General features: G+C 43.3%; 20 protein-coding genes. 7 read left to right on the forward strand and 13 right to left on the reverse strand.

All coding sequences use genetic code 11. From position 1 onward, the window contains the following. Positions 1–272 precede the first annotated feature (272 nt). A complete protein-coding gene (locus KL866_RS09085) occupies positions 273–2,975 on the forward strand; it encodes a TonB-dependent receptor (protein WP_214994731.1) in 2,703 nt (900 codons plus the stop codon). A 200-nt stretch (positions 2,976–3,175) separates the two neighbouring features. Then, positions 3,176–5,140, forward strand: a complete 1,965-nt coding sequence (locus KL866_RS09090; RefSeq protein ID WP_214994733.1) for a tetratricopeptide repeat-containing sulfotransferase family protein — start codon at positions 3,176–3,178, stop codon at positions 5,138–5,140. Positions 5,141–5,241: 101 nt separating this feature from the next. Here KL866_RS09090 and KL866_RS09095 read toward each other — a convergent pair whose 3' ends face one another. After that, a complete protein-coding gene (locus tag KL866_RS09095) occupies positions 5,242–5,706 on the reverse strand; it encodes a hypothetical protein (RefSeq protein ID WP_025255075.1) in 465 nt (154 codons plus the stop codon). 301 nt (positions 5,707–6,007) lie between these two features. On the opposite strand from KL866_RS09095, the gene KL866_RS09100 reads away from it, so the two are divergent. Beyond that, positions 6,008–6,739: a hypothetical protein gene (locus KL866_RS09100; RefSeq protein ID WP_025255076.1), complete on the forward strand. Its 732-nt coding sequence runs from the start codon at positions 6,008–6,010 to the stop codon at positions 6,737–6,739. Between the two features lie 216 nt (positions 6,740–6,955). Here KL866_RS09100 and KL866_RS09105 read toward each other — a convergent pair whose 3' ends face one another. Next, the gene (locus KL866_RS09105) at positions 6,956–7,768 is read right to left on the reverse strand and encodes a pyruvate, water dikinase regulatory protein (RefSeq protein ID WP_025255077.1); all 813 of its coding nucleotides are present in this window, start codon (positions 7,766–7,768) and stop codon (positions 6,956–6,958) included. Between the two features lie 272 nt (positions 7,769–8,040). On the opposite strand from KL866_RS09105, the gene ppsA reads away from it, so the two are divergent. Together ppsA and KL866_RS09115 are read left to right on the forward strand one after the other, a co-directional pair. Continuing rightward, on the forward strand, positions 8,041–10,413 hold the full coding sequence (gene ppsA / locus KL866_RS09110) for a phosphoenolpyruvate synthase (protein WP_214994735.1): 2,373 nt from the start codon (positions 8,041–8,043) through the stop codon (positions 10,411–10,413). A gap of 286 nt (positions 10,414–10,699) precedes the next feature. Next, positions 10,700–10,849, forward strand: coding sequence for a hypothetical protein (locus tag KL866_RS09115; protein WP_155852406.1), 150 nt, complete (start codon positions 10,700–10,702; stop codon positions 10,847–10,849). 877 nt (positions 10,850–11,726) lie between these two features. Here the strand turns inward: KL866_RS09115 and KL866_RS09120 are convergent. The 3 genes from KL866_RS09120 to KL866_RS09130 all read right to left on the reverse strand — a co-directional run bounded on the left by KL866_RS09120 (position 11,727) and on the right by KL866_RS09130 (position 15,078). Next, positions 11,727–13,988: a xanthine dehydrogenase family protein molybdopterin-binding subunit gene (locus KL866_RS09120; protein ID WP_214994743.1), complete on the reverse strand. Its 2,262-nt coding sequence runs from the start codon at positions 13,986–13,988 to the stop codon at positions 11,727–11,729. Next, positions 13,985–14,491, reverse strand: coding sequence for a (2Fe-2S)-binding protein (locus tag KL866_RS09125; RefSeq protein WP_025255081.1), 507 nt, complete (start codon positions 14,489–14,491; stop codon positions 13,985–13,987). Before KL866_RS09125 ends, KL866_RS09120 begins: the two co-directional genes overlap by 4 nt. A 371-nt stretch (positions 14,492–14,862) precedes the next feature. Further along, the gene (locus KL866_RS09130) at positions 14,863–15,078 is read right to left on the reverse strand and encodes a PGPGW domain-containing protein (protein ID WP_025255082.1); all 216 of its coding nucleotides are present in this window, start codon (positions 15,076–15,078) and stop codon (positions 14,863–14,865) included. A gap of 350 nt (positions 15,079–15,428) precedes the next feature. On the opposite strand from KL866_RS09130, the gene KL866_RS09135 reads away from it, so the two are divergent. Then, positions 15,429–15,845, forward strand: a complete 417-nt coding sequence (locus KL866_RS09135; protein ID WP_025255083.1) for a DUF4826 family protein — start codon at positions 15,429–15,431, stop codon at positions 15,843–15,845. A gap of 48 nt (positions 15,846–15,893) precedes the next feature. Here KL866_RS09135 and KL866_RS09140 read toward each other — a convergent pair whose 3' ends face one another. From KL866_RS09140 to KL866_RS09170, 7 genes are all read right to left on the reverse strand, one after another. Next, the gene (locus tag KL866_RS09140) at positions 15,894–16,352 is read right to left on the reverse strand and encodes a GNAT family N-acetyltransferase (protein WP_025255084.1); all 459 of its coding nucleotides are present in this window, start codon (positions 16,350–16,352) and stop codon (positions 15,894–15,896) included. A gap of 9 nt (positions 16,353–16,361) precedes the next feature. Beyond that, positions 16,362–17,525 carry a JmjC domain-containing protein gene (locus KL866_RS09145; RefSeq protein WP_025255085.1) on the reverse strand — a complete coding sequence of 388 codons (1,164 nt, stop codon included), beginning with the start codon at positions 17,523–17,525 and terminating at the stop codon, positions 16,362–16,364. Between the two features lie 327 nt (positions 17,526–17,852). Beyond that, positions 17,853–18,662, reverse strand: a complete 810-nt coding sequence (locus tag KL866_RS09150) for an adenylate/guanylate cyclase domain-containing protein (protein ID WP_214994745.1) — start codon at positions 18,660–18,662, stop codon at positions 17,853–17,855. 102 nt (positions 18,663–18,764) lie between these two features. Continuing rightward, complete coding sequence (gene purB / locus KL866_RS09155; protein WP_214994747.1) at positions 18,765–20,132, reverse strand: adenylosuccinate lyase; 1,368 nt, start codon at positions 20,130–20,132, stop codon at positions 18,765–18,767. Positions 20,133–20,145: 13 nt separating this feature from the next. Next, entirely contained in the window at positions 20,146–20,772 is a 627-nt protein-coding gene (hflD, locus tag KL866_RS09160) for a high frequency lysogenization protein HflD (protein WP_025255088.1), read from the reverse strand. Continuing rightward, positions 20,772–21,899 carry a tRNA 2-thiouridine(34) synthase MnmA gene (mnmA, locus tag KL866_RS09165; protein ID WP_214994749.1) on the reverse strand — a complete coding sequence of 376 codons (1,128 nt, stop codon included), beginning with the start codon at positions 21,897–21,899 and terminating at the stop codon, positions 20,772–20,774. Before mnmA ends, hflD begins: the two co-directional genes overlap by 1 nt. A gap of 363 nt (positions 21,900–22,262) precedes the next feature. Continuing rightward, positions 22,263–22,805 carry a pseudouridine synthase gene (locus KL866_RS09170; RefSeq protein WP_214994751.1) on the reverse strand — a complete coding sequence of 181 codons (543 nt, stop codon included), beginning with the start codon at positions 22,803–22,805 and terminating at the stop codon, positions 22,263–22,265. A gap of 512 nt (positions 22,806–23,317) precedes the next feature. On the opposite strand from KL866_RS09170, the gene KL866_RS09175 reads away from it, so the two are divergent. Continuing rightward, positions 23,318–25,537 carry an NADP-dependent isocitrate dehydrogenase gene (locus KL866_RS09175; protein ID WP_025255091.1) on the forward strand — a complete coding sequence of 740 codons (2,220 nt, stop codon included), beginning with the start codon at positions 23,318–23,320 and terminating at the stop codon, positions 25,535–25,537. 443 nt (positions 25,538–25,980) lie between these two features. On the opposite strand, the gene cspD is transcribed toward KL866_RS09175, so the two are convergent. After that, positions 25,981–26,199, reverse strand: coding sequence for a cold shock domain-containing protein CspD (cspD, locus tag KL866_RS09180; RefSeq protein ID WP_014949330.1), 219 nt, complete (start codon positions 26,197–26,199; stop codon positions 25,981–25,983). Between the last annotated feature and the right edge of the window lie 336 nt (positions 26,200–26,535).

Genomic DNA, 26,535 nt, shown 5'->3' on the forward strand with positions numbered 1-26,535 from the left:
ATACAGCATGGAGCACTTTTAATAAATATCAGATGAAATAATTCGGTTTATATGTATTTTCAAGGTTCTGAATATCCTTCTTTGCATTTGGTCTTCAAAATCCTGTGTTTTATTAGACTTTCTACTATTATTTATCATGTTTCGGTTAAATATTAATCGTTAGTGTAGAAATTATTATTGGTTGTTGTATTGTAATATACGATCTTTTTGATATGTGTAGAAAGTAAACACAGTCCAAAGAATAAAAAAACAATTGAAGGAAACACACACAAATGCGAAAAACTCAGCTTAGCTGTGCCATCATCGCTGCATTGGCATCTACCTCTCTGGCCGCGCAAGAATCAGGCGCGCCTGCTAAACTTGAAACCATTGAAGTTACCGCCACTAAAAGAAGTGAGTCAATTCAAGATGTCCCTGTCGCCGTTTCCGCATTAGATGGAAAGGCTTTGGAAAATCTTGGTATTGATAACTTTCAAGACTACGTAGAATTCCTACCTAACGTGGTCTTTCAGGGTACAGGTCCTGGACAAAATGAAATTTACATCCGCGGTGCCGCTACCACGCAATCAAGCATTACCCTTTCATCGGTGCAGGCTCTCCAGCCTTCTGTTGCCTTTTATCTAGATGAAATGCCGGTTTCGATGGCGGGAAGAAACTTAGATATCTTCGCCACTGACGTAGAGCGTGTAGAAGTTCTACCTGGGCCACAAGGAACATTATTCGGCGCCAGTTCACAGGCTGGTACCGTTAGACTAATCACAAAAAAACCTGACCACTCGGGGTTTGCAGCAGGATTCGATACCAGTATCTCTACCACCAAAGGTGGTGATATGAGTAATACAGTCGAAGCTTACTTTAATGTTACGCCAACCGACAATTTAGCCTTACGCGTAGCGGCATACAACGATAGCCAAGGTGGTTGGATCGACAACATTGAAAACGATCCTAACAATGGTGGCTACATTGGGAGTGCCGTGGTTATTGACCGCATATCTGGCGGTGCACTTCAGGCCAAAGGTATCGACCCTACTGAGATGGATGCGCGTCGCAGCATAAATGGTTTTGACCCTAGCGAAGCGGCGGTAGTATCACCAAGAAACAGCGAACACGTTGAAGATAATTTCAACGATGCGGTTTACTCTGGCGCGCGTTTTGGCTTGTCATACATTATTAACGACAACTGGGATGTAGTGGTACAGCACACCGAACAAACCCTAGACACCGAAGGGGTATTTGCTTACGACCCAACGGTTGAAGGTGAAAGCTCGGCGATTCGCTTCCAAAGCGATGAAAACTCTGATGAGTTTGGCTTAACCACATGGACCTTAAACGGCCGTCTTGAAAAACTAGACGTAGTTTATACCGGTGGTTACCTAGACCGTGAAATAGACACGCTAACCGACTACACGGGTTACACGAATGGCGGTTTGTTCTCGGCGTATTACGTGTGTACACACTATGAAACGCCGGATAACCCTGATGATGCTCGTTGTCTTGACCCAACTAAGTACTACAAAGAAGATACAACCAGTACTCGCCTAACTCACGAGCTGCGCTTTAGTACAACTATGGACACGCCGTGGCAGCTAACTGCTGGTGTGTTTTATGATGAGCAGGAAGTGGGGTCGGTAGGACAGTTCAAAATTGCGAGCACCGAGATATTTACCGACCTTGCAAGAACGCTTCAAGGCAATAAAGGTATTAACAGCGACGGCGGTCCGTTCTCTCCTGAAATTAGCTTTATAAATGATGTAACCCATACTATCGAACAAATTGCGGTATTTGGGCAGTTGGGTTATGAAATTACCGACACTGTTACTGCTACTATTGGCGCACGCTGGTATCAAATTGATGATATTTATCGCGGTGCTACGTCAACCCGTGACGTAACAAGTCGTCTTGAAGCATATGGCCAAGGTATAGTAGACCCAGCGGTTTACGATGATTTAGGTTTAGACGGCCAAGGCGTAGTTGATGCAATTCAAAATGGTTCAATTGATATTAGCCTGTTGGGTGACGACGGCGTATTAACGGTAGATGACACTATTCTCAAATTTGGCCTTGATTGGAAAGTTAACGACAATGTTTTATTGTTCGCGAACTATTCTGAAGGTTTCCGTCCACCGGTAACTAACCGTTTAGGCGGCGATGCGGCAGCTAATAGCACAGGCGCTTTTGCAGATTTCCGTGTGCCGGTTTATTCAACTACAGATACCTTAGACAACTACGAGATTGGTATTAAAGGTGACTTCTTAGACGGCATATTGCGTGTAAACGCAACCGGTTACTATTCAGAAATTACTGACTTGCAAACCTCTCGTTTCGACCCAGCAAATATTAGCTTCCTAGTATTTACCGACAATGTGGGTGATGCAGAAGTTAAAGGTATTGATGCTGATATCTCGTGGCTTGCTACCGATAACCTAGTGATTAATGCAGCGTTTAGTGTGCTGGATACTGAGCTTGTACGCATTAATCCTGAGCTTGAGGGCATTGCTGCTGGCGTTGGTAGTGAACTGCCATACTCGGCTGATTTCTCGGGTAACATTAGCGCGCGTTATTTCTTTGAATTAGACGGCGGTAAAGAAGGTTTTGTTAATGCATCACTTACCTATACCGGCGATCGTCTTGCTGGCATGGTTATGAATGCCTACGCGATGGAAGATGCGACACGCCTAATTTACGGTACAGGTTCAGGTCTTAAGATTAAAGACGAGGGTGAAGTATTCAATGGTGCAACTTATCCAGGTGCTGACGGCGAAGTTATTCGCGGCGGACGCTACATTCAAGAAAGCTACGTCATTGGTAACGTGTCTGTAGGTATGTCGTACGAGAGCTGGAAAGTTGAAGCATTTATTGACAATGTTTTCGACAAGTCAGCGATTTTGAACATCGATACGCAACAGTACACGCCTAAAGTTGTGACAAACCGTCCACGTACTATCGGCTTACGCTTTTCTTACGACTATTATTAATAGTTGTAGGTGGTTAAGTAAGTTTAACCACTCAATAGCGTTTTTAAGCGGCAGACATTAGTCTGCCGTTTTCATTACTAAAGCTATTAAATTTCGGTAGTATCAGTGTTTAGTAATGGATGCGTAAACCAGATATGGTTTTATGCTGAAACGCTCGTATTAACGAGCAAAGTTTCGCGACAAGAATAATAAAGCAGGCTATGACATCAGAAGAATTTCAACAACAAGTACGCACTATAAAGCAGGCGCTGCAGCGTGGGCAGTTTTCATTGGCAATGGAAACCATTCAAACGCTTTTTTCTGCATCGTTGAACGAACAGCAAAGCGCTGAAAATCACTATTTAGCAGCGGTTATTCAAAGGCTGTCTAAAAAATATAATGAAGCTTTTAAACATATAGATGCACTACTTAGCCTTAGACCGGATTATGGAAGAGGTTACCAGGAGTTAGCTTATTGCCATGAAGCGGCGGGTAATCTTCAAGCAGCGGCTAGCGCATTTTTTAAAGCTACGCATTTTAACCCTGCGCTCGTTAGCAGTTGGAAAAAGTTGCTTACCATCTATAAAAGCCATGACGACGTACCTGCAGTAAGTATGGCAACGCAGCAAATCGAACATTTGCAGTCACTTCCTGCACCCGTACTCGGTGCTTATGACCTAATGTATGAAAAGCAGTTTTCTGCAGCAGAGCAAGTATGCCGACAGTTTTTAAGTAAGCATAAGCATCACCCCGAGGCAATGATGCTGCTTGCTGAAATAGGCATGCAGCTAAAGGTATACAGCGACGCTGAATTTCTTCTAGAAAGCTGCGTTGAGCTTTATCCAGACAACGAACGCGCCGCATTAGCCTATCAAAATGTATTGTCTAAACTAGGTAAGTTTCCTGAAGCGGTAAAGGTAGCAAGAGCGCGGTTAACGCTTAACCCGGAAAGCTTTGCCATTAAAACAAGTTTGGCTCATGCCCTTGTTGGCGTAGGACAGCTAGATGAAGCGATAAGTCTATACCAAAGCGTGCTAACACAAAACGCTGATAGACCTAAAGTGTGGGTTTCATTAGGCCATGCGTTAAAAGCACAGGGCGATACGACTGATGCCGTTAACGCTTATGAAAAAGCCGTGGAATACGCCAGTGATTACGGCGACGCTTATTGGAGCTTAGCAAATACCAAAACCTACCAGTTTAGCGATGAAATGCTGTCGCAGATGTGCAAACAAGTTGAAGCTAGCACGATAAAGTTAGACGACAAGATTCATGTCTGTTTTGCGTTAGGTAAGGGGTTTGAAGATAAAGGCCAGGCGGATAAAGCATTCGCCTATTATGAGCAAGGCAATAAACTCAAACGCAGTACGCTGCAGTTTGACATTGGAAGAACAGAAAAGTCGTTAGAGGCACAGCAGCGAGCTTTTACTGCGGATTCCTTTAACACTCAACAGGGCCATCAAGCCCCCGATCCTATTTTTATCGTAGGCTTGCCTCGCGCTGGCTCAACATTACTAGAGCAAATTCTCGCGTCTCATTCCCAGGTAGACGGCACCATGGAGCTGCACGATATATTGGGCATCGCTTCATCGTTAAGCCATCAAAAGACGCCTTATCCTTTTAATGTTAGCGAATTAGATGGTACAACCCTCGAGAAACTTGGTGCCCGTTATATTGAACAGACTAAAGCGTATAGACAGGGCGCGGCATTTTTTATTGATAAAATGCCTAATAATTTCATTCACATAGGCTTGATCAAAAAGATACTGCCAAACGCCAAAATTATCGATGCACGTAGAAACCCAATGGACTGCTGTTTCAGTGGCTTTAAACAGTTGTTCGGTGAAGGACAAGAATTTAGCTATTCACTTAGCGATATTGGCCGTTACTATAATGCTTATGAGCAGCTTATGGACCATTGGCATAGTGTGCTGCCTGGCGAAATTCTTACTGTACAACACGAAGATGTTCTGGATGATTTAGAAGGTCAGGTTAAACGCATCTTAGATTTCTGTGGGTTAGACTTTGAAGAGGCGTGCTTAGCGTTTCATCAAACCAAGAGGGTGATAAAAACACCGAGTTCTGAGCAGGTGCGCCAGCCGATATATAGAACAGGAATGGGGCAGTGGAAACCTTTCGAAAACTATTTAGGCGAGCTTAAGCAAGCGTTAACAAGCGTTAAGTAGTGCCGCTTTGACAACTAACAAGCTGACTAAACATAAAAAAGTCATGGCTATCGCTAGCCATGACTTTCTATTAAGTTAGTTCAAAAAACTTCAACAATCTTTTAAGGCTGATATGGCAATGAAGATTGGTGAAGGATAATGCGAATTTTACCGTCTTCACATTGTTTAAACACGAAACTCTTGTTCACAAAAATGTGGCTGTCGTCATCACCGATAAAATGTACGTTACATTGAACTATGGCGAGCTCACCGTTCAAGATGAAATCTTCTTTGCTGTACCAAACCTTAACCCATGGTTTTAGTTTGAAGCCGTTATCATTGGGAAAATCGCTATTACCACCTACGAAATAAGACAAAGCGCCTTCTTTAGTCGGACGAAATGTTTGAGAGCCAAAAGTAAGCGTAGGTTTAAATAGTACTTTACCGTTATCGTAATCGTAGTTATCTGATAGTACCTGCGAGGAAAATGCTTTTACGTCGCCACCTTCAGCGTGCACTTTACCTACTGCTACTACGTTGTCGCACCACGTTTGTAGTGCTGTATGCACCATTTCTTCTGTGAACATAACCTTTCTCCTGGAATATTAAGCGATGTTATATTGTAACTTTTGTTGGGTTAACAATATCGATAAATTGATGAAATGTAACTGTTTATCCGTGATAGCTATTTACTATCAGGGAACTTGTGTGCGTTAGAATATAAGGCTAAATCCGCTACGTTTTAGCTCTATGTTACACATTAGACATTAAAAAAAGTTAATCATTCTTAATCTGATCGTCTGTTTTCGCCGTTACAACATCATCTAGTATCAAATATGTAATCTCATATGCAAAACAGAGAGACGACTTATTGCTGAAGGTTTAAACATGAATGACGTTACACAGCTAATACTAATGTATTTTATTATACCGCTCTGGTTCACTGCGGGAATAGTAGACTGGTTTTGCCACCGCAATAGTAACATTGCTGCTACCGCAGGTCCGAAAGAGTCACTAATTCATCTTTTGATGTTTTTAGAAGTGGGTATACCGCTTTTTCTGGTTCTCCTTTTTGAAGTCAATAGTTTAATTATTGTTGTAGGCATTGTGTTTTTTTTCTTACATGAGCTCACCGCCCTGTGGGACGTCAGCTACGCGGTATCGAAAAGAAGAGTAGGGCCCATTGAGCAACATGTGCATAGCTTTTTAGAGATGATCCCACTTCTTGCCTTAATATTGGTCATAGCTCGGCATTGGCCTCATTTTATTGCGTTATTTGGAGTAGGCGAAAGCCCTGCTGATTTTAATCTACGGTTTAAACAAGAGCCCCTTCCAACGTGGTATTTATTATCAGTAATAGCCGTTGCTACCGTTTTAGAGTTTTTACCTTATGTAGAGGAGTTAATAAGAGGTATGAAAGCAAAAGAAACCAGTTCACGAGACAAAGCCACTTTTTCTTTAGATAAAGAAAACCACCGAAATAACAAGGCGGACGTTTCACACCAAGATGCAGAAGCAGCGAGCCCATATGCGTCATCGGTGCTAGGCGAAGAAGACCCAGGGGTAGCACTTGAAGAATGGGTAGAAAGCAACAAAAAACCGCGTTCTAACAGCAAGTAATGAAATGGAAAAGATAGGCCGTAAATACTGCGCCAGTTTCTATTCAATCATATATTAGTAAAACTAGGCGCCAGTATAAACGGTGCCTTAATAACTTTGTAAAAGCTCAGCAAGGCACCGTTATGTGCAAGAAGCCTATGTAAAATACGCCGTGTAGTAAGGCAATAAGTGAACTTCACATTTGCCAGATTTGTTACTTAAAACCTCTTGGCTTGCTTAGTACTTACGGCGTTTAAGCCCTGTTTCTGCCAATATTTTTGCAGAAATCTCTTCAATCGAATATTTAGTACTATTTAAAAACGGTATCTTTTCTTTCCTATATAGGTTTTCTACTTCACGAAGCTCCATTCTACATTGTGCTAGTGACGCGTACTTGCTGTTTGCGCGGCGCTCTGAACGTATTTGATGCAGTCTGTCGGCTGCAATAGTGAGCCCAAAGAGCTTATGCTTAAATCGTCGCAAAGCAGGGGGAAGCTTTAACATGTCGCCCATGTCTTCCTCTGTAAAAGGGTAGTTGGCTGCTTTTATTCCGTATTGAAGCGCTAAATACAGGCTTGTGGGGGTTTTGCCTGAGCGAGAAACGCCGGTAAGTATAATATCGGCTTCATCGTAGTCTTTTAGATTAGAGCCATCATCGTTAGCCAACGCATAGTTCACGGCTTCTATTCTAATGTCGTAGGTGGTTTCGTGAATACTGTGTGTACGATGTTTTTCAGGTTTTGAGGGAACACCTAACACTTTTTCGAGTGGTGCCACGAATTGATCAAGGAAATTATAATTAATACCCACCGATTTCGAGATTATCTTGCGAATATCTACATTCACAATTGTATAAAAAACGAGCGGCCTTTCTCCGGTGTCTTGAAAACTTTCAGAAATTTGCTGTAAAACTTTGTGAGCTTGTTCCTCAGTTTCAACGAAAGGAATGGTGTTGTGATTGAAAGAAACGGGGAACAGGGAAAGCAGGGCGTGGCCAAAGACCTCTGCAGTGATGGCCGTACCATCTGAAATATAAAAAGCTGTGCGCACAACATATCCTTAACATTGGTGTAATTTTATTACAAAAGTAATAAAGGGTTTACTTTCTGAATTTCCCCATTCTAAGATGATTTCGTCGAAAAGCTACACGGTTCTTGTGAATGATGGCAAATATCAAAGGTTTGCTGTCAAACGTAATGGACAGCGGTAACTGTGGTCTTCACCACATATCGGCAACAATTTGATGAGTTTCAGGTGATAAAAACACACAAACCTGAAATTAACCTCATACCCTACACAAAAAAAAGCTGGAGGCTTGGGCTGTGCAAGAATACGTACTTTGGTATCAAGAACTGGGCATGCATGATGTGGGTCGCGTAGGCGGCAAAAATGCATCATTAGGCGAGATGATTTCAAACCTGGCGAACGCCGGTGTGCAGGTGCCAGGTGGTTTTGCTACCACCGCCGAAGCATTTAATGAGTTTCTAGAGCAAAGCGGACTAGAAGCGCGCATTCACGAGGTTTTAGACTCGCTAGACGTAGACGATGTAAATGCACTGGCTGAAGCGGGTAAGAATATTCGCCAGTGGATCATCGACACACCTTTTCAAGGCAAATTAGAAGAAGAAATCAAAACTGCATTTGTTACATTACAAGGTGATGCAGGCGAAGAAGCGTCATTCGCAGTTCGTTCATCAGCCACGGCTGAAGATATGCCTGATGCATCATTCGCAGGGCAACAAGAAACCTTCCTTAACGTTAAAGGCTACGACGCTGTTCTTGTGGCAATTAAGCACGTGTTTGCATCACTGTTTAACGATCGCGCCATTTCTTATCGCGTACACCAAGGTTATGACCACAAAGGCGTGGCGTTATCTGCCGGTATTCAGCGCATGGTACGTAGTGACATCGCTTCATCGGGCGTTATGTTTACTATCGACACAGAATCTGGTTTCGAAGACGTTGTATTTATTACCAGTTCATTTGGTTTGGGTGAAATGGTTGTACAGGGTGCAGTTAACCCTGATGAATTTTACGTGCACAAACCAACGCTAGACAAAGGCCTGCCTGCCATCGTTCGTCGTAATCTCGGCAGCAAGCTTACTAAAATGATTTACTCAGATGATGAAGCACATGGTAAGCAAGTCTCTATTGTTGATATCGACGCAGTTGATAGCAAAACCTTCTCATTAACTGATGATGAGGTGATGGAGCTTGCTAAACAGGCGCAAATTATCGAAGACCACTACAAGCGCCCTATGGATATTGAGTGGGCGAAAGATGGCGCAGACGGTAAACTTTATATCGTTCAGGCTCGCCCTGAAACTGTACGTAGCCGTGAAGACTCGCAAAGCATCGAACGCTTCCAATTAAAAGGTCAAAGCAACATCGTTGTTGAAGGTCGAGCAATTGGTCACAAGATTGGCGCTGGCGTAGCCAAAGTACTCGAGTCAATCGAAGAGATGGACAAAATCCAAGCCGGTGATGTTCTGGTAACTGACATGACAGATCCTGACTGGGAACCTATCATGAAGAAGGCGTCAGCCATTGTTACTAACCGTGGCGGCCGTACGTGTCACGCGGCAATTATTGCACGTGAACTAGGTATCCCAGCGGTTGTTGGTTGCGGTAATGCGACCGACAACATCAAAAATGGCGATAAGATCACGGTGTCTTGCGCTGAAGGTGACACAGGCTTCATCTATGGCGATGAACTAGAGTTCGACGTTGTGACATCACGCATTGACGCTATGCCCGATTTACCGCTTAAAGTGATGATGAACGTGGGTAATCCTGATCGCGCATTCGACTTTGCTCGCCTACCGAATGCAGGTGTTGGACTTGCCCGTCTTGAATTCATTATTAACCGCATGATTGGCGTGCACCCTAAAGCACTGCTTAATTTCGATAGCCAACCAGAAGAGTTGAAAGAAGAAATTAGCGACATGATTGCAGGCTACGAATCGCCTACGGAATACTACATCGAAAAATTGGTAGAAGGTATCTCAACCATTGCTGCGGCATTCTCGCCAGAGAAAGTCATCGTTCGTATGTCAGATTTCAAGTCGAACGAATACTTCAACTTGGTTGGTGGCTATCAGTACGAGCCGGATGAAGAAAACCCAATGTTGGGCTTCCGTGGTGCAAGCCGTTATATATCTGAAGATTTTCGCGATTGTTTTGCCCTTGAATGCGAAGCCATTAAGCGCGTTCGTAACAAGATGGGGTTGACCAATGTTGAGATCATGATTCCATTTGTACGTACGTTAGATGAAGGTCGACAAGTTATCGAACTTCTAGAAGAGCAGGGCCTTAAGAAAGGTGAAAACGACCTTCGCGTTATTATGATGTGTGAACTTCCTTCCAACGCACTACTTGCAGATAAGTTCCTGGATATCTTTGACGGCTTCTCAATTGGATCTAACGACTTAACGCAGTTAACACTGGGACTAGATCGAGACAGTGGCCTTATTGCTCACTTGTTCGATGAGCGTGACGAAGCAGTGAAAGCTTTGCTTTCAATGGCAATTCAGGCCGCGAAGAAGCGCGGTAAATACGTGGGAATTTGTGGTCAAGGTCCATCAGATCATGAAGATTTCGCGGCGTGGCTTGTAGAAGAAGGTATCGATTCAGTATCTCTCAACCCAGATACGGTTGTTGAAACTTGGCTATATCTTGCTGACAAGCACGGCTAGAAACGTAGACTAGAAGTTCTGAACTACCTGGGCGACTAGCCAATTCAGGATTATGTTTAAAAGAGAGACCTTTAGGTCTCTTTTTTGTTTCTGGCAGATTCAAAGCAACATAGTGATTTGATTAGGATTTGTGCCAGCTGTACATTCCTCAAAAAAACTATGGTTATTTAGTAAAAGTATGTAATTTTCAGCGCCTACAACATGACTTTTGGTAATTTAAAATGTAATATTACAAAGTGACTTTCACGTTGAATTTTAGATTAATAATTAACTTGGTTGAACTCCTATGGCACATAATGACAGCACAGTTTCAGTAAATACTTCCGAAGAAAATGCTATGCAATCACGCTCTGTAGTAGAGCAATTGGCGCAAGCGCAAAAAGAAATTAACGAACTAAAAATGAAGCTTATGTGGATGGAACGCAACTACGAATAATTAATCGCATCGAAAGACACCACTAAATACAGTTTTTTTATTACAGTATTTAAGTGTTTTTCTGTAAGTTTACATAATGGGTTACATGTTGTGCTTTGTTGTGCAGGTTATGAAGGCACGCGAGGTAACTGATTTATTAAGGGGGTCATACTGGCCTCTTTTTTAGTGTAAGACTTTTCATATTGGCAGAGGTGTTTCCGCTTACGCCTTGCTACTTCCGGTTTAACACCCGGTTCATGTTTAATACCGGGTTTGGGCTGTGCGGCCCAGCGTTAAGGTTTACTATTTAAAGCCGCTCCTGTTATAGCGAAGTTTTTCTATTTTTTCCAATCGTCAGTATTAGGCCTAGTTGGTTAAATTGTATTCACATGCATTTAAGTGCTATTGTAGGCTAAACGAAAGAGTAGGGAATAGGGCGAATATGGCTTATCAGTTTAAGTTTTTTGCACAACCCGTTATTAGCAATATAAGAACGCTTTGTGAAGCAGCACTTGTTGAATTTACTATCGGCTTAATTTGTGCGGTATTTGCTTACGCAAGTTATGGCATTTTCATACACCTCTTCGTTGCCTGCGTCATTATATCGGTGGCGTGTTTTTGCCTAAGTATTTACAACCTTTATAGCTTTTTCTCGCATCCTTAGCATTTAGCATTTAGCACTTAGCACTTAGCACTTAGCACTTAGCACAGTGTCCTATAAAAGCATTTCATTTGGCTATCTTGCCCCAAAGCTAAAGTACTAAGAGGTTTAAGACGCCCATAAAAAAGGGCAATCACATTCCGTGTTTGCCCTGTTTTCGTCTTAAATTAATAAGCACTGCCCTAATGTTAAATCAGTGACGTGGCTAAATCATTAAGCGTTTATACGTTTGAGCCCTTAGGCTTTTAGTTGATCACCAATAGGTAGCTGACGAACACGCTTACCGCAAGCAGCAAAAATAGCGTTACATAGCGCAGGCGCATATACCGGCGTTGCTGGCTCACCTACACCTGCTGGAGGTGCGTCGCTTTCTATTACCTCAACGTCTACTTCTAACGGTGAATCGCTCATACGAGGCACACGATAGTTGTGGAAATTACTTTGCTGAACGCGACCTTTATCAAAAGTAATACCGTCACTAATAGCGGTGGTAATACCGTAAACCGAACCACCTTGGGTTTGGTTTTTAACGGTATCAGTATTCACTACGGTTCCTGCATCAATGGCAACCCACGACTTGATCACGTTCAAATCGCCAGCATCAGACACTTCAACTTCAACTACCGTGGCCACATAGGTTAAGAAGCTTCGGTGTGCTGCAATACCAAGACCACGGCCTTTGGGCATTTCACGCCCCCAGCCCGCCATTTCAGAGACCTTCTCGATGACATTACGCAAGCGACCTGTATCTAGCGGATAAACCGACTTATCACCCCAGTAGTTGTTGTACTCAGCTTTTTGTTCAGTAACGTCTAAAACTCTGTCAGGGCCAATAACTTCTAATAAGTAATCTTTCGAATCTTTACCTGCTTTGTGCGCAGCTTCGTTTATAAACGATTGAACGGCAAATGCGTGGAAGATATTTGATACTGAACGCATCCACCCAATTCGGGCTTTTGCTGGCGCTTCACCGCGCTCTAACTTCATGTTTGGCGTTAGAATAGGGTTGTCAGTAAAGCCCAAATCTAACTCAAAGCTAAACGGCGCGTTAGCACCTTCTTGGAAGGTTGAGGCAATGGGTGAAAATGCCGTTCTGTGAAGATAGGCGTCAATCTTACCGTTCTTATCAAGGGCTGCTTCAACGTGCTGAGCTGATACTGCGTGATAGAAGCCGTGCTGAATATCATCTTCACGGGTCCACTGAACGCGAATAGGTTTGCCCGTCTTCATAGAAAGGTATGCCGCTTCTACAGAAAAGTCAGGCTTAGATTTACGACCGAATGCGCCGCCTAGCATGGTAACGTGAACATTGATTTTTTCTTTGTCCATGCCAACCATAGCGCCTACAGTTTCCATGTCGGCCTGCGGGTTCTGTGTTGCTGCCCATACGTCAACACGATCTTTATAGTACATGGCGGTAGCGCATGGGGGCTCCATGGGGGCTTGCGCTAAATGCGGCACGTAATAGTCCGCAACAAGTTTGTCGCTGGCCTTTTCCAAAACGCTCAACGCGTCGCCTTTTTCTCTAACAAGAGCTTGTGGTGTATTTACCGTGCTAAGTAACTCTTCTTTGAAACTTTCAGAGTTGTAGTCGCCGTTAGCGCCATCATCCCAACTTACACTAAGCGCTTTGCGACCTTGCCACGCTGCCCATGTGTTGTTCGCAATAATTGCTACACCACCTTTCGGTTGAAATTGCGGTGCGCCTTTAGGCGCAGGTATTTCAATAACGTCAACCACACCTTTTACCGCTTTCGCCTTATCTGCGTTAAAGCTTTTTACTCTTCCACCGACTACAGGGGGGCGTTCGATTATCGCTACAAGTGCTTTGGGTTCGCGTACGTCGGCGGCAAAAGTGGCTTTGCCGGTAACGATATCTTGAAGGTCAATGTGCGCCATACCAGTATTGATGTAACGCCATTCTTTTCTGTCTTTCAGCTTAAGCTTATCTGATTTTGGCGGCGTAATAGTCAGTGCATCATCAATTAAGTCTTTATAGGCAAGACTCTTACCCGAAGTGTGAGTTACCACATGTTGCTCGGCAACACAGCTAGTAGGCTCAACACCCCAACGCTTGGCTGCAGCATGTTGCATCATATAGCGTACGCTGGCGCCCATTTCTCGAAGACGCTGCATATTGAAGCGGATACTACGCGAGCCATCGGTGTTTTGGTCACCGTATTTAGGGTCGCCTTTACCTTGAATAACAATAACCTTATCCCAAGCCGCTTCCATTTCGTCTGCCACAATTTGAGCAATTGCGGTACGGATCTGCTGTCCCATTTCACTACGGTGGCAGGTAACTTCAACCATTCCGTCTGGACGAAGTGCAATAAACAAGTTTGCTCGCTTTGCATTATCGGCGGGTTTAGCCAGAACGCCAGCCATAGCGCGAGGAGCGCTGCCCATAAAATATGTGCCTAGAACCAAAGCTCCTGCTGCAGCGGTTGATTTTAAAAAGCCACGACGATTCATATCAAAATAGGTATTCTTGCTCATGCTTCTTCTCCCGCTTGGGTAGGGTCAAAGTAGCTAACGCCGGCATTGCCACTAATCGATTTTGACGCTGACTTTATGGCTTTATGAATGCGAGGGTAGGTGCCGCAGCGGCAAATGTTGCCAGACATATTCTGAACAATCTCTTCATCGCTTGGCGTTGGGTTGGTGGACAATAAGCTGGCAGCTTGCATAATTTGTCCACATTGGCAAAATCCGCACTGTGGTACTTTGTGTTCTACCCATGCTTTTTGAACTGGGTGATCGCCGTTCTCACTTAGCCCTTCAATAGTGGTAACTTTTTTGCCTTGAACTGCTGATACAGGCAATATGCAAGAGCGCTGTGCCATGCCGTCTATGTGAACAGTACAAGCGCCACATTGCGCCATACCGCAGCCAAACTTAGGTCCTGTAAGATTTAATTCGTCACGAAGGTACCACAACACGGGGGTTGATGGGTCACCAGAAAATTCGTGTTTGTTACCATTAACGGTAAACGTGATCATGGTCTTGTCTCCATAGGTAAGCGATAAATATAAATCAGCCCGTGTTTCTTTAGGTGTGGGCTACCCAAGCAGAACTACGTCGTTTCAAACGCTCCACAAAACTCATATTTATACGGTTACATTGCCTGATGATACGAATAATCTAAGATGCTGAGCATGCAAAGATATATGCCACTATTATTATTGTTAAAGGCTTCGCAATTAATACTTTAAATTACGTTAACACGCATTGCGCCTTAACGCATTTACATAAGTTTAAATGTTAGGAGTCTGCGACAAAATAAGTGTAACTCGCAATGGAACTACGCGAAACGTACGTGTGATCCAGCGCTTTTTTGTTTGACGCTGGTAAGCGGATATTGAAAAGTAGACTAGCGAAGCTTTCTCAGAAGAAGAAAGCGATCTATTTTACGCGCGCCCAATGTCATGGTTCGCTGACTGAATTTAAGCCATACGCGTGCTCGAGGCCAGTCGTAACTTAATAGTACTAGACCTGCAACAACAAAAAGAATAGAGCCTGGAAGTAACGTTAAAACGATTCCGCCAACAAACAAAATTGCTCCCAAGGTAAGTCTTAGTATACGCATGTTTCTGAACTCGTCTTATTAGGCTAGGTGTTTAAATAGTTTCGCTCAAGCTAGGTTATTTGCCAATCACTAAAATGTAAATATTTGTGCTGCTGTTATGAAAGACTGAGAGGCATATAGCAATTTTCACAATATTGTTGAATAAGTAATCGTTTAAATGCTAATGAACAATCAATGGCTTTATTGCGGTGGAAAGCGCGCTAGAAATGCAGTACAAAGTAATATAGACACAAAGATAAAAGGCGCAAATTTTAGTGCCCTATACGGTAAAAGGTTTCGCGTGTAGCAACACAAAGTTAACGTGAACCAAAATTTGCGCAACTAAAACAAAGATAAGAAAGAGAGAGCTCATGGCTGAACAAGAAGAAAGACAACCTATCAGCGAAGAAGAACGTGCTAGTTGGGTGAAAGAGCAGTTTCAAAAAGCAAATAAATTTCTAGCAGAAAATGGTGTGTTGTTTGACACCGTTATTACAGAAGAAAGCCGATATTTGATGCCGTATCTGGCCGTGTGGAAAATTAGAGCGATGGACGGCAAGCTTTACTGGGTAATTAGTGGCGATTTACCTACTGATTATACTTCAGTGGACAACGCGAAAGATGCAAAAGAAGTCTTGCGTCACTTCTCTATGCATTGGCAACTAAAAGCAGAAAACCTGATAAACGCAGAAGGTGCAGATGATAGTCAAAAAGCATTTGGTGCGCTTTTAGTGAATCGAGCTGAAAGCTTATTCGCCATGCAAAATACGCCAGATCTTTGGAGTTAACACTAAATAGCGTAGCAAGCGTTTACGTGCCGCGCTTAGTCGAATAAGTTAATGAAGCTGGGTGACGTCTGGCAGAGGGAATCGCTCTGCCGGGCACTTAAGTCTTTGTCTCGGTACTCCCGCATCCATAAACACTTGTCCATCGGGTATAAACCCAATCGAACGGTGATACGACACGCTTTCTAGATTACAAACGACCTTTATAATAGGTAAGTTGTGTTGCTTGGCCGCGTTAATAAGTGCTTCAAACAAGGCGCGGTACACGGGAAGTGTTCTATAACAGCGCTTAACGGCAATTCGGCCTAGTTCACCTCTTTTAGTTAAGCGCCCAGTGGCGATAGGTTCGTTTTCATCGTTTACAATAAGCACATGGCACGCCGAGCTGTCGTGTTCATCGAACTCGCTTGCCTCCGGCACACGCCACTCTATAACAAATACATGTTCCCTTAGTGCTTTAAGTCGATGTTTGTCCTTTTCCCAATCGACGTTCTGTATAGTAAACGCCATACGTACCTGTTAACCCTCGAACCATTCCCAGTAACCATTGTTAATAAGTGTAGTTAAGGTTTCTAAAAAAGTAAAAGAGGGGGCATCTTGGCAACACGTTGCGCTCAAAACGCCACCCGATGCCAACACTTCAAACCATTCTTGGTCACTTTTCGCAAATGTGAATTGACTACCATTAACATATAGCGAGCGGGGAAGGCCGCGTTTACCATCACAGATCAATGCTCGAACCCCAGGTGCAGCAATAAAGCTAATACCCGCAGCAAAATCATTTGAGACTTGCTCTAGTGATACCTCGTCTTCTAGCGGATATTCAGGGATCCCTTGTTCACTCATGGCTTCTAAAAGAGCGAGGGTAAAATCTTCGCTATTGATGGCGTCGATTAATTGCTGTTTAAGTGACGCAACATCACCTGGATTAACGAGGGCTTGGCTAGCCTGAACATCACGACCTGCATCGGTAAATCTATAATTTCCCGCGCCTTTATCCAGCATCATAGCTAAGCTTTCAGCTAATTGAAGATTGTCAGGTGCGCGATAGCCTACTGAGTAGGTCAAGCTGTCTTCAACGGTTTCACCGTCATGAGGCCAACCCGGCGGAACGTACACTACATCACCAGGTTCAACCACCACGTTTATAACAGGTTCAAACCCTTCAATTTGTCTCAATTTTGGATGCGGGAAAACCTCTTTATAATTTGCAGGCTCACCAACTCGCCAGCGTCTTTTTCCCTTACCTTGAACCAGAAATACGTCATATTGATCAATATGGGCACCTACGCCTGCACCGTTGGTAGCAAAGCTCACCATTAAGTCGTCTAAACGCCAGTTTGGAACAAAAGAAAAGGGGTCTAAGATAGGCTTAACGTCTGGTACATATTTGTCTACGCCCTGAACAAGTAGCGTCCATTTACCCTGACAAGCATTATCGAAATCGCTAATTGGCCCTTGCTCAACGTGCCAGTTGCCCTGAACATTACTAATGATACGGGCGTCAACCTCAGACTCTTGCGCAAGCCCTGCTAAATCGTTTTCATCAATAGGGTCTGCAAAGTTAGGAAAAAACTGCTTTATTACTACCGGCTTTTGCTGCCAGTAGTGCTTTAAGAAGGTTTCTGCATTAAAGCCGGTACCGGTTTGTGCATCAATAAAGTACATGTTGTTGGTGCCCATAGTATCTCTTGTTTGTAAGCCAATTATTGGTTTCCACCCGCAGACCTGGGGTAAACAAAGAACAGTCTACAATGCGAAATAGGATGCAAACGTGCATTACATCTTCAACATAAGTGAACAGGGTCAGTGCTAGGTGATAGTGTAAAGGCGGCATTATCGATTATTGAAAACACGATTGCTACCTTAGCCCAGTAAAAGCTTAGTTAATTCATTATTGAAGTGACGAAATGTACTCGGTATTTAGAGTGCTCAGTCCTGAACTAAGAAGATATTGCCTTAAACGTTAGTATTACCTTTAAGTACACAGTTAGCCGCCAACTTTAGTTGTTAGCAAATATACGCATTTAATAACGCCGCTTTGGCTTGAATTTGAGTGCTACAAAACGCCATTGAAGCAACGTGTTCGTTTAAAAGCAGTGATTCGTTGGTTATTTTGTTACCGCTTTCCATAATGGTTTCGTCACACCTATTTAAGGTGGTCATACTATCGGTTATTGGAGAGAAAGGTTGACCTGAGTGCATCTTAAAGACGCTGTGTGTTTTTTCACATACTGCAATAGTGTTTGGCGCGGTAAATTGTTCAAGCATTGCTGCTTTATTAACAGTAGTCCCCCAGATATCAAACCCCATCGCTGAGCGAGTTGAATGCCCTGTTATTAAAGGTCCTGTCGCGATGCCAACGCGAAGGTGACACGATGACGACATCAGTAGAGCATTACTGCTAACAAGATTACGCGCTTTGACTCCAAACTCAATAGCGCTAATCGCTTGGGGGGGAAGCGCTTCGTCATTAGAATAATCTTTACTACAAAAACCGACAGCGATGTACTGATCGCCATTGGTTTTTAAAGGGGTAAGCTTTAAGTGTGTGGTCATTTCATCGAATTGATCAAATAGGCTTTCTACGATATTGGTACACATCATGTCGCCATATTGTTCTGTCAAAAATTGAAAATTTGATAGGTCGCAAAAGATTACTACGGCATGTGGCATGTTGTGTTTTAGACCGAGAACACTGTATTCGATTGTTTTTTTCCTAGCGTTTTGAAAGGCAAATGCGCGATGGTTATTAAAAATAGGGGAGCGCTGCTTATTAGGTGCAATACATCCTTTGCTTTTAGAATGGTGAAAGTCCATTTACATGCTCCATGTTTATAGTTACTTAACCGATAAAAAATAGGTATAAAAAAACGCGGTGTTTATGACCGCGTTTTTTAGTGTAGTGGAAAGCGTAAAGGCTTATAACTGATCTACAAGCCTGATTGCGTCACCAATGTAAGTAGCAGGGGATAATGCTTTTAGCTCTGATTTAGCACTTTCTGGCATGTCTAAATTATCGATAAACTCGGCGATAACCTCAGCATTTACTTTCTTACCACGGGTTAACTCTTTAAGTTTCTCGTATGGCTTTTCAATACCGTAACGGCGCATTACCGTTTGGATAGGTTCTGCAAGCAGTTCCCAGTTGTTGTCTAGTTCGTTAAGTAAGCTTTTTTCGTTTACTTCTAACTTACTAATACCTTTTAGCGTTGCTTGATAAGCGATAACCGCATAACCCACGCCCACGCCTAGGTTGCGAAGTACTGTTGAGTCGGTAAGGTCACGCTGCCAGCGAGAAATAGGCAGTTTGGCTGCAAGATGGTCAAAGATAGCGTTAGCCAAGCCTAAGTTACCTTCCGAGTTTTCAAAATCGATAGGGTTAACTTTGTGTGGCATTGTAGAAGAGCCAATTTCGCCAGCAACAGTCTTCTGCTTAAAGTGACCTAGCGCAATATAACCCCAAACGTCGCGATCGAAATCGATCAGTATGGTGTTAAAGCGCGCAATGGCATCAAACATTTCAGCGATGTAATCGTGGGGTTCTATTTGCGTGGTAAACGGGTTCCACGTAAGACCTAGTGAGGTAACAAACTTCTCTGAAACGCCGTGCCAATCTACATCTTTATAGGCTGACAAGTGGGCATTGTAGTTGCCCACAGCACCGTTAATTTTACCAAGCAGTTCAACACCTGCTATTTGGCTACGCTGACGCTTTAAGCGAATTGCTACGTTTGCCATCTCTTTACCCATGGTAGTAGGTGAAGCTGGCTGACCGTGAGTACGGGCCATCATAGGTATGTTTTGGTAACGCTTAGCAAGCTCTACTAGCGCTTCGATTAATTTGTCACAGTAAGGAAGAATGACGGTCTCGCGGGCTTCGCGAAGCATTAAGCCATGCGAAAGATTGTTAATGTCTTCAGACGTACACGCAAAATGAATAAACTCATTTACTGCTGAAAGCTCACTATTGTCGGCAACCTTCTCTTTAAGAAAGTATTCAACTGCTTTCACGTCGTGGTTTGTCGTGCGCTCTATTTCTTTAATGCGCATGGCATCTTCAACACTAAACTCAGCTACTATTTTGTCTAGTAGTGCATTTGACGTGTCTGTAAAAGCAGGAACTTCTTCAATTTGTGGGTTAGTAGACAGCATTTGTAACCAACGTACTTCTACTTCTACACGGTATTTTAATAAGCCGTACTCACTGAAAATACTGCGTAATTCTACGCTTTTGCCAGCATATCGACCATCGACAGGGGAAATTGCAGTTAACTGACTCAGTTCCACCTTGAGCTCCTCACTAGTTTATTAATCGTAGTGCTTTAACAGCACTGTTAAGAATGTGTTTGCGTTTAAATAAAATGTTTCTTCGTTTTCCGCCCATCTGACGCCACATTACTGCGGCTCTGACGCCTGCAAGCAAAAGCGCGCGCACTTTATGCTGAGTAGCAGGTTGGCTCAAATAGTCTGGGTTACCTGCCACCTGAATACGTGGTGCTAGCGGGCTTATAATATCGCTGTAAATACTTGCTATTGAGGCAACAATTTGTGGGTTTTGGAAATCGATGTGAGCAAGCTGGCGCTGAACATGGGATATACGCTCGCCCAATTCCTGCATTGCCTTAGGTTTTCTCGCGAGTTTTCTTTCAAGGCCTAGAATACTTGCAATATAGCGGGTCAGCTCTGTATCTTTTGTTGCTTGTTTGTCAGACAGTTGCGCGGCGAGAGTGGTGTAACCGGTTTTCAAATTGGCTAGTTGGCCAAATACCTGTTGAGGGGTTTCTGGGTCAGTAACCAGTATACTCGATAAGCTTGCTTCTATAGCTTCGTTATCGGCAGAACCTCGTCTAGCAAGCTGCTGAACTAACGCAGCAGCCTGACATACCCCGGCGAGGGCTAAATTATTCTCTATATCGGTATCTAACATTAGCGAATGTAACTCTCAATAATACCGCCGCCAAGACAGACTTCTTCATTGTAAAACACCGCAGACTGGCCCGGTGTTACCGCCTTTTGCGGTTCGTCAAACATGACTTCAATTGTGTCGTTTTCAGTTGGCGTTATAGTACAAGGAATATCGGTCTGGCGATAACGGGTTTTAACTACAGCGCGCACAGGCTCGGTCACGGCTTTCCTGTCTACCCAATGTAGCTGCTTGGCTACTAAACCTTTTGAGTATAGGCGATGGTGGTCGGCACCTTGACCAACAATGAGTACATTGCGAGCAACGTCTTTATCTACAACATACCAAGGGTCATCACCGTATTTTGCCAGACCACCGATGTGTAAGCCTTTACGCTGACCGAGTGTGTGATACATCAAGCCTTCGTGTTGCCCGATTTCTTCGCCTTCTGCGGTTTCGATAACGCCAGGCTGCGCGGGAAGGTAACGGGCTAGGAAGTCTTTAAACTTGCGTTCGCCGATAAAGCAGATCCCAGTTGAATCTTTTTTATCGTGCGTAATGAGCCCTTGTTCTTCAGCGATTTTGCGCACCAGTGGTTTTTCAATATCACCCACAGGGAAAAGGGTTTTAGCAACGTGTTCTTCACCCAGTGTATATAAGAAGTAACTTTGGTCTTTGTTGTTATCAAGACCACGCAACATCTGCCATTTGCCGTCTACTTCACGGCGACGGACGTAATGACCAGTAGCAATGTAGTCTGCGCCAAGGTCTTCTGCTGCGAACTCAAGAAACGCTTTAAACTTAATTTCTTTGTTGCACATAATATCTGGGTTGGGCGTTCGCCCCGCTTTGTATTCTTCTAAAAAATACTCAAATACGTTATCCCAGTACTCAGCAGCAAAGTTGATGGTGTGCAGCTCAATGCCCAGCTTGTCAGCCACAGCTTGCGCATCTTTTAAATCTTCCGCAGCGGCGCAGTACTCATCGTTATCATCTTCTTCCCAGTTTTTCATGAAAAGACCTTCAACCTGGTATCCCTGCTGTTGAAGCAGGTAGGCTGAAACAGACGAATCGACACCGCCGGACATACCGACGATCACTTTTTTGCTGGCGTTAGATTCAATATCACTCACTACGGATTGCACACTCATTTGATTAATAAAAAAGAAGCCTTATTTGCAGATTTAGTTATCAATTTACATGTTGATAAATTTGTTGAAGCAGTTACTCAATTGGTGGAGCTATACCACTATTAAGCTACCAATATGCCACTAACAAATAGGCCTGTTTTCGAGGTCGCGGATTTTATCAGATTCCGATAGCTAATTCACATTTAATCCTTATCTGATTAAGTAATTAAATATGTGCCTAGCGGCCATCGGCCCGTAATCTAAAAATATCTTTTAAAGCAAAAAGGCAAAGCAAGATTCAATAGCGCTAAAATCCGCAATTTCTCGGAGTCTCTTTAGTGAGGACAACAAAGGTGAATTCAAGTATTGAATGTGGATTTACTGTCAAAAGCAAACGTACTTGCCATTTTCAATACCGTCTATGGTCCAGTTGCCAACCCGATATCTGATGAGACGAAGAGTGGGGTAGTCTACGTGTGCCGTCATACGTCGTACTTGTCGGTTTCTGCCTTCTGTGATGGTAATTGCTACCCAGCTAGTTGGAATAGATTGTCTGAAACGCACAGGTGGATTTCTTGGCCACACGTCAGGCTCCTGCATCGCTTTTACTTTGGCAGGGCGAGTCATTCCGTCTTTTAATTCAACCCCGTCGCGCAGCGCTTGCATCGCTTTTTCATCCATTATGCCTTCTACCTGTACCCAATAGGTCTTACTGGTTTTTGCTTCGGGATCAGCGAGTTTATGTTGAAGCTTACCATTATTCGTGAGCACTAAGAGGCCCTCAGAATCTCTGTCTAAGCGCCCTGCAGCGTAGACATCAGGAATATCGATATAATCCTTTAGCGTCTCTCTACCATCAGCGTCAGTGAATTGAGATAGAACTTGAAAGGGCTTATTAAACAGCACCACTTTGGCGTTTGAAGACATATTACTTCCGCTTATTGATTTTCGAAATTTCGACAGGATCTTACTTCAAATCGAACTTACGCGCTTGAGAAATTACTGCATAAATAGTGGTTTGTGTACGGTAGTTTGTCGATAAATTCGGTGATCTTATGTGCTAAGACAATGGTATGACTTGTAACTCAAACTTTCGACCCTATACTAATGGTCGCTCCCATTTTTATAAGAGAGTGCATCTGCATAATTATTAGACAGTTTTAGCAGTGATAAGCGGGTTTGCTTATACAACATATTTCAATATCGCAAGTGACTAAATAGTTACACGCGAAGTCATTGAGGTGCATGTTGCTAACATAAGGAATTGAATAATATGTGGGGAAGAATAGAGCAAGTGACCTTGTGCTTTTATAAGTGAAAGGTGGAAAACATCAAATACGTTTCGCAATGACTGTGGGCGCGACACCAAAATGTTGCGGGTTGTTGCGACCTAATGGACTAAAAACGACAGTACCCTGTCGAGAATATTGAGGTATATAATGACCAAGTCTAAGATCATCTATACGAAGACTGATGAAGCGCCAATGCTGGCGACATATTCACTTCTTCCAATTATCCAGAAGTTTGCTGCAGCTGCAGATATCGACGTAGAACTCAGCGATATTTCACTGGCTGCCCGTGTTTTGGCAAATTTCCCAGAGTATCTTTCTGACGAACAAAAAGTGCCAGACGCGTTAGCTGAACTGGGTGAGATGACTCAAGACCCAAATGTTAACATCATCAAACTTCCAAACATCAGTGCCTCAATTCCGCAGCTTCGTGCAACTATCAAAGAATTAAACGCTAAAGGCTTTAACGTACCAGCGTTTCCTGATTCACCTAAAACTGCTGAAGATGAAGAAATTCGCGAACGTTACGGTAAAGTGTTAGGTAGTGCGGTTAACCCAGTATTGCGTGAAGGTAACTCAGACCGTCGTGCACCAACTGCTGTTAAAAACTACGCGCGTAAACACCCGCACTCAATGGGTGAGTGGTCTCAAGCATCTCGTTCACACGTAGCGCACATGCGCGGTGGTGATTTCTACTCTGGTGAGAAGTCAGTGACAGTAGAAAAAGACGGTCACGTTAGCATTGAATTTACTGGCAAAGATGGTAGCAAGAAAACCCTTAAGCCTCGTGTAAACTTGCTAGCTGGCGAAGTTATCGACGGCATGTTCATGAGCAAAAAGGCGCTTTGTGAGTTCTTCGAAGAGCAAATCGAGGATGCGAAAAATACAGGTGTTCTTTTCTCTCTTCACGTTAAAGCGACCATGATGAAGGTGTCTCACCCAATCGTATTCGGTCACTGTGTGAAAGTATTCTATAAAGATTTATTTAACAAATGGGGCGACCTGTTTGAAGAGCTAGGTGTTAACCCTAATAATGGCCTTGGTAGCGTTTACGACAAAATTGCAAGCTTACCTGAAAGCCAGCGTTCTGAAATCCAAAAAGACATCAACGCATGTTATGCTGACCGTCCGCCAATGGCGATGGTTAACTCTGACAAAGGTATTTCGAATCTTCATGTACCAAGTGACGTAATTGTTGATGCTTCTATGCCAGCAATGATCCGTAACTCTGGTCAAATGTGGGGACCAGATGGAAAGGCGCACGATACTAAAGCGGTAATTCCTGAAAGTACTTATGCAACCATTTATCAAGAAGTAATCAACTTCTGTAAAACGCACGGCGCATTTGACCCAACAACTATGGGTACTGTACCTAACGTTGGCCTAATGGCGCAAAAAGCAGAAGAGTACGGCTCACACGATAAAACGTTTGAACTAGAAGCAGACGGCACAGTGTCGATTGTTGATCAAGACGGAAACGTTCTTATTTCTCACGATGTTGAAGAAGGCGATATCTGGCGTATGTGTCAGGTGAAAGATGCTCCTATTCAAGATTGGGTTAAGCTAGCGGTAACACGTGCACGTCAATCTGGTATGCCAGCGGTATTCTGGTTAGACGATGAGCGTGCTCACGATGCACAACTTATCGAGAAAGTTGAAAAGTACCTTAAAGATCACGACACAAATGGCTTAGATATTTCGATTATGTCTCCTGTGCGTGCTATTCGTTACAGCATGGAGCGTGCTATTCGCGGTCTAGACACTATCTCAGTAACAGGTAACGTACTTCGTGACTACCTTACTGACTTGTTCCCAATTTTAGAACTTGGTACAAGTGCTAAGATGCTGTCAATTGTTCCATTAATGGCTGGCGGCGGTCTTTATGAGACTGGTGCAGGTGGTAGTGCACCTAAGCATGTTCAACAGTTTGTTGAAGAAGGTCACTTGCGTTGGGACTCACTAGGTGAATTCCTAGCACTGGCGGTATCGCTAGAAGATGTTGCTATTAAGCACAGCAACACAAAAGCAAAAGTTATTGCTACAGCACTTGATAAAGCGACGGAAAAACTACTTAACAACGGTAAGTCTCCACTTCGTAAAGCAGGTCAATTGGATAACCGTGGTAGTCATGTTTATCTAGGCTTGTATTGGGCTGAAGAAGTAGCAAGCCAAACGGAAGATACTGAACTAGCTGCGCAATTTAAATCAGTTTATGAAGAGTTATCAGCGAAAATTGATGACATCCTAGCTGAGATTGATGCAACGCAAGGTAGTGCTCAGGAGATTGGTGGTTACTATTATCCTGACGACGACAAGCTTTTCGCTGCTATGTCTCCAAGTAAGACATTAAAAGCTATTCTTGGCGCATAAGTGTGTAAAGCGTATGGGTTAAACCCCTTGCGCTAGGTAGTTTGACAGCGGTTCTGACTACCGAAAAAAAGTATTAAAGCCTGCTCGAACGAGTGGGCTTTTTTTTGCACGTTTGTGGGGTCTTTTACCGATGTCCTCTTGTTTACTTTGGTAGAAAGAAAAAGCGTAAGAAATGGCCCATAGCGAAAGCTATATCGGGGCAGAGCAATTAAAGAGATAGCTTTAAGCACATTTTTTTGAGCATTAAAAAATGTTAACAAAGCGAAATTGTAGGAGTTAATAGCCCTTCAAGCATTACATTTATTTTTAAAGGTGAGAACCTGTTGAAGTAGAAATTGAGGACGAATAGACCTATGACGCTAGAGAGCGCCTTTTACCACATTTTTCCGTAAAGAAAGCGAAAGCCTGACACTAGGTAGGGGCAGGCTTTTTAAATTCTCTTGTTAACGCTCTGGTTCTTCTTTGAAGCCAATGTTCTCAGCGTGTAGACCCTTGGGGCCTTGCTGAACTTCGAACGTTACTTCCTGACCTGCTTTTAGCGAACGATAGCCTTCCATTTGAATCGTAGAGTAATGCGCGAAAATATCTTCACCACCATCCTCAGGTACGATAAATCCAAAACCCTTTGCGTTGTTAAACCATTTAACTTTGCCAACCGCCATACTTCGACTTCCTCTTAATCCTTGAACTCACGAGTATATGCCCCCATTATAGATCTGGAGACAGGGTGGAAACAGTATTGAATGTAGCTGCTAAAAAGTGGTCACTTTAAAGTGGTATACATGCAATACTCAAAACCACTATACAAAATGTAGATTTTTTAACCATATTATGTCAAGGATAAATGTGAATAAATTTATACAAAAGTTTGTACACATTTGTGCCGGTAAACCACTATTATTAAGTTATGAGTAAAGACAACGCTATTAGTATCGAAAAGGAAAAACAAAAAGACGCGCAGCGACAAAAGCCGCAGCCGCCTCCCATGTATAAAGTGT

It is taken from the genome of Alteromonas sp. ALT199 (assembly GCF_018619335.1).
GTDB lineage: Bacteria > Pseudomonadota > Gammaproteobacteria > Enterobacterales > Alteromonadaceae > Alteromonas.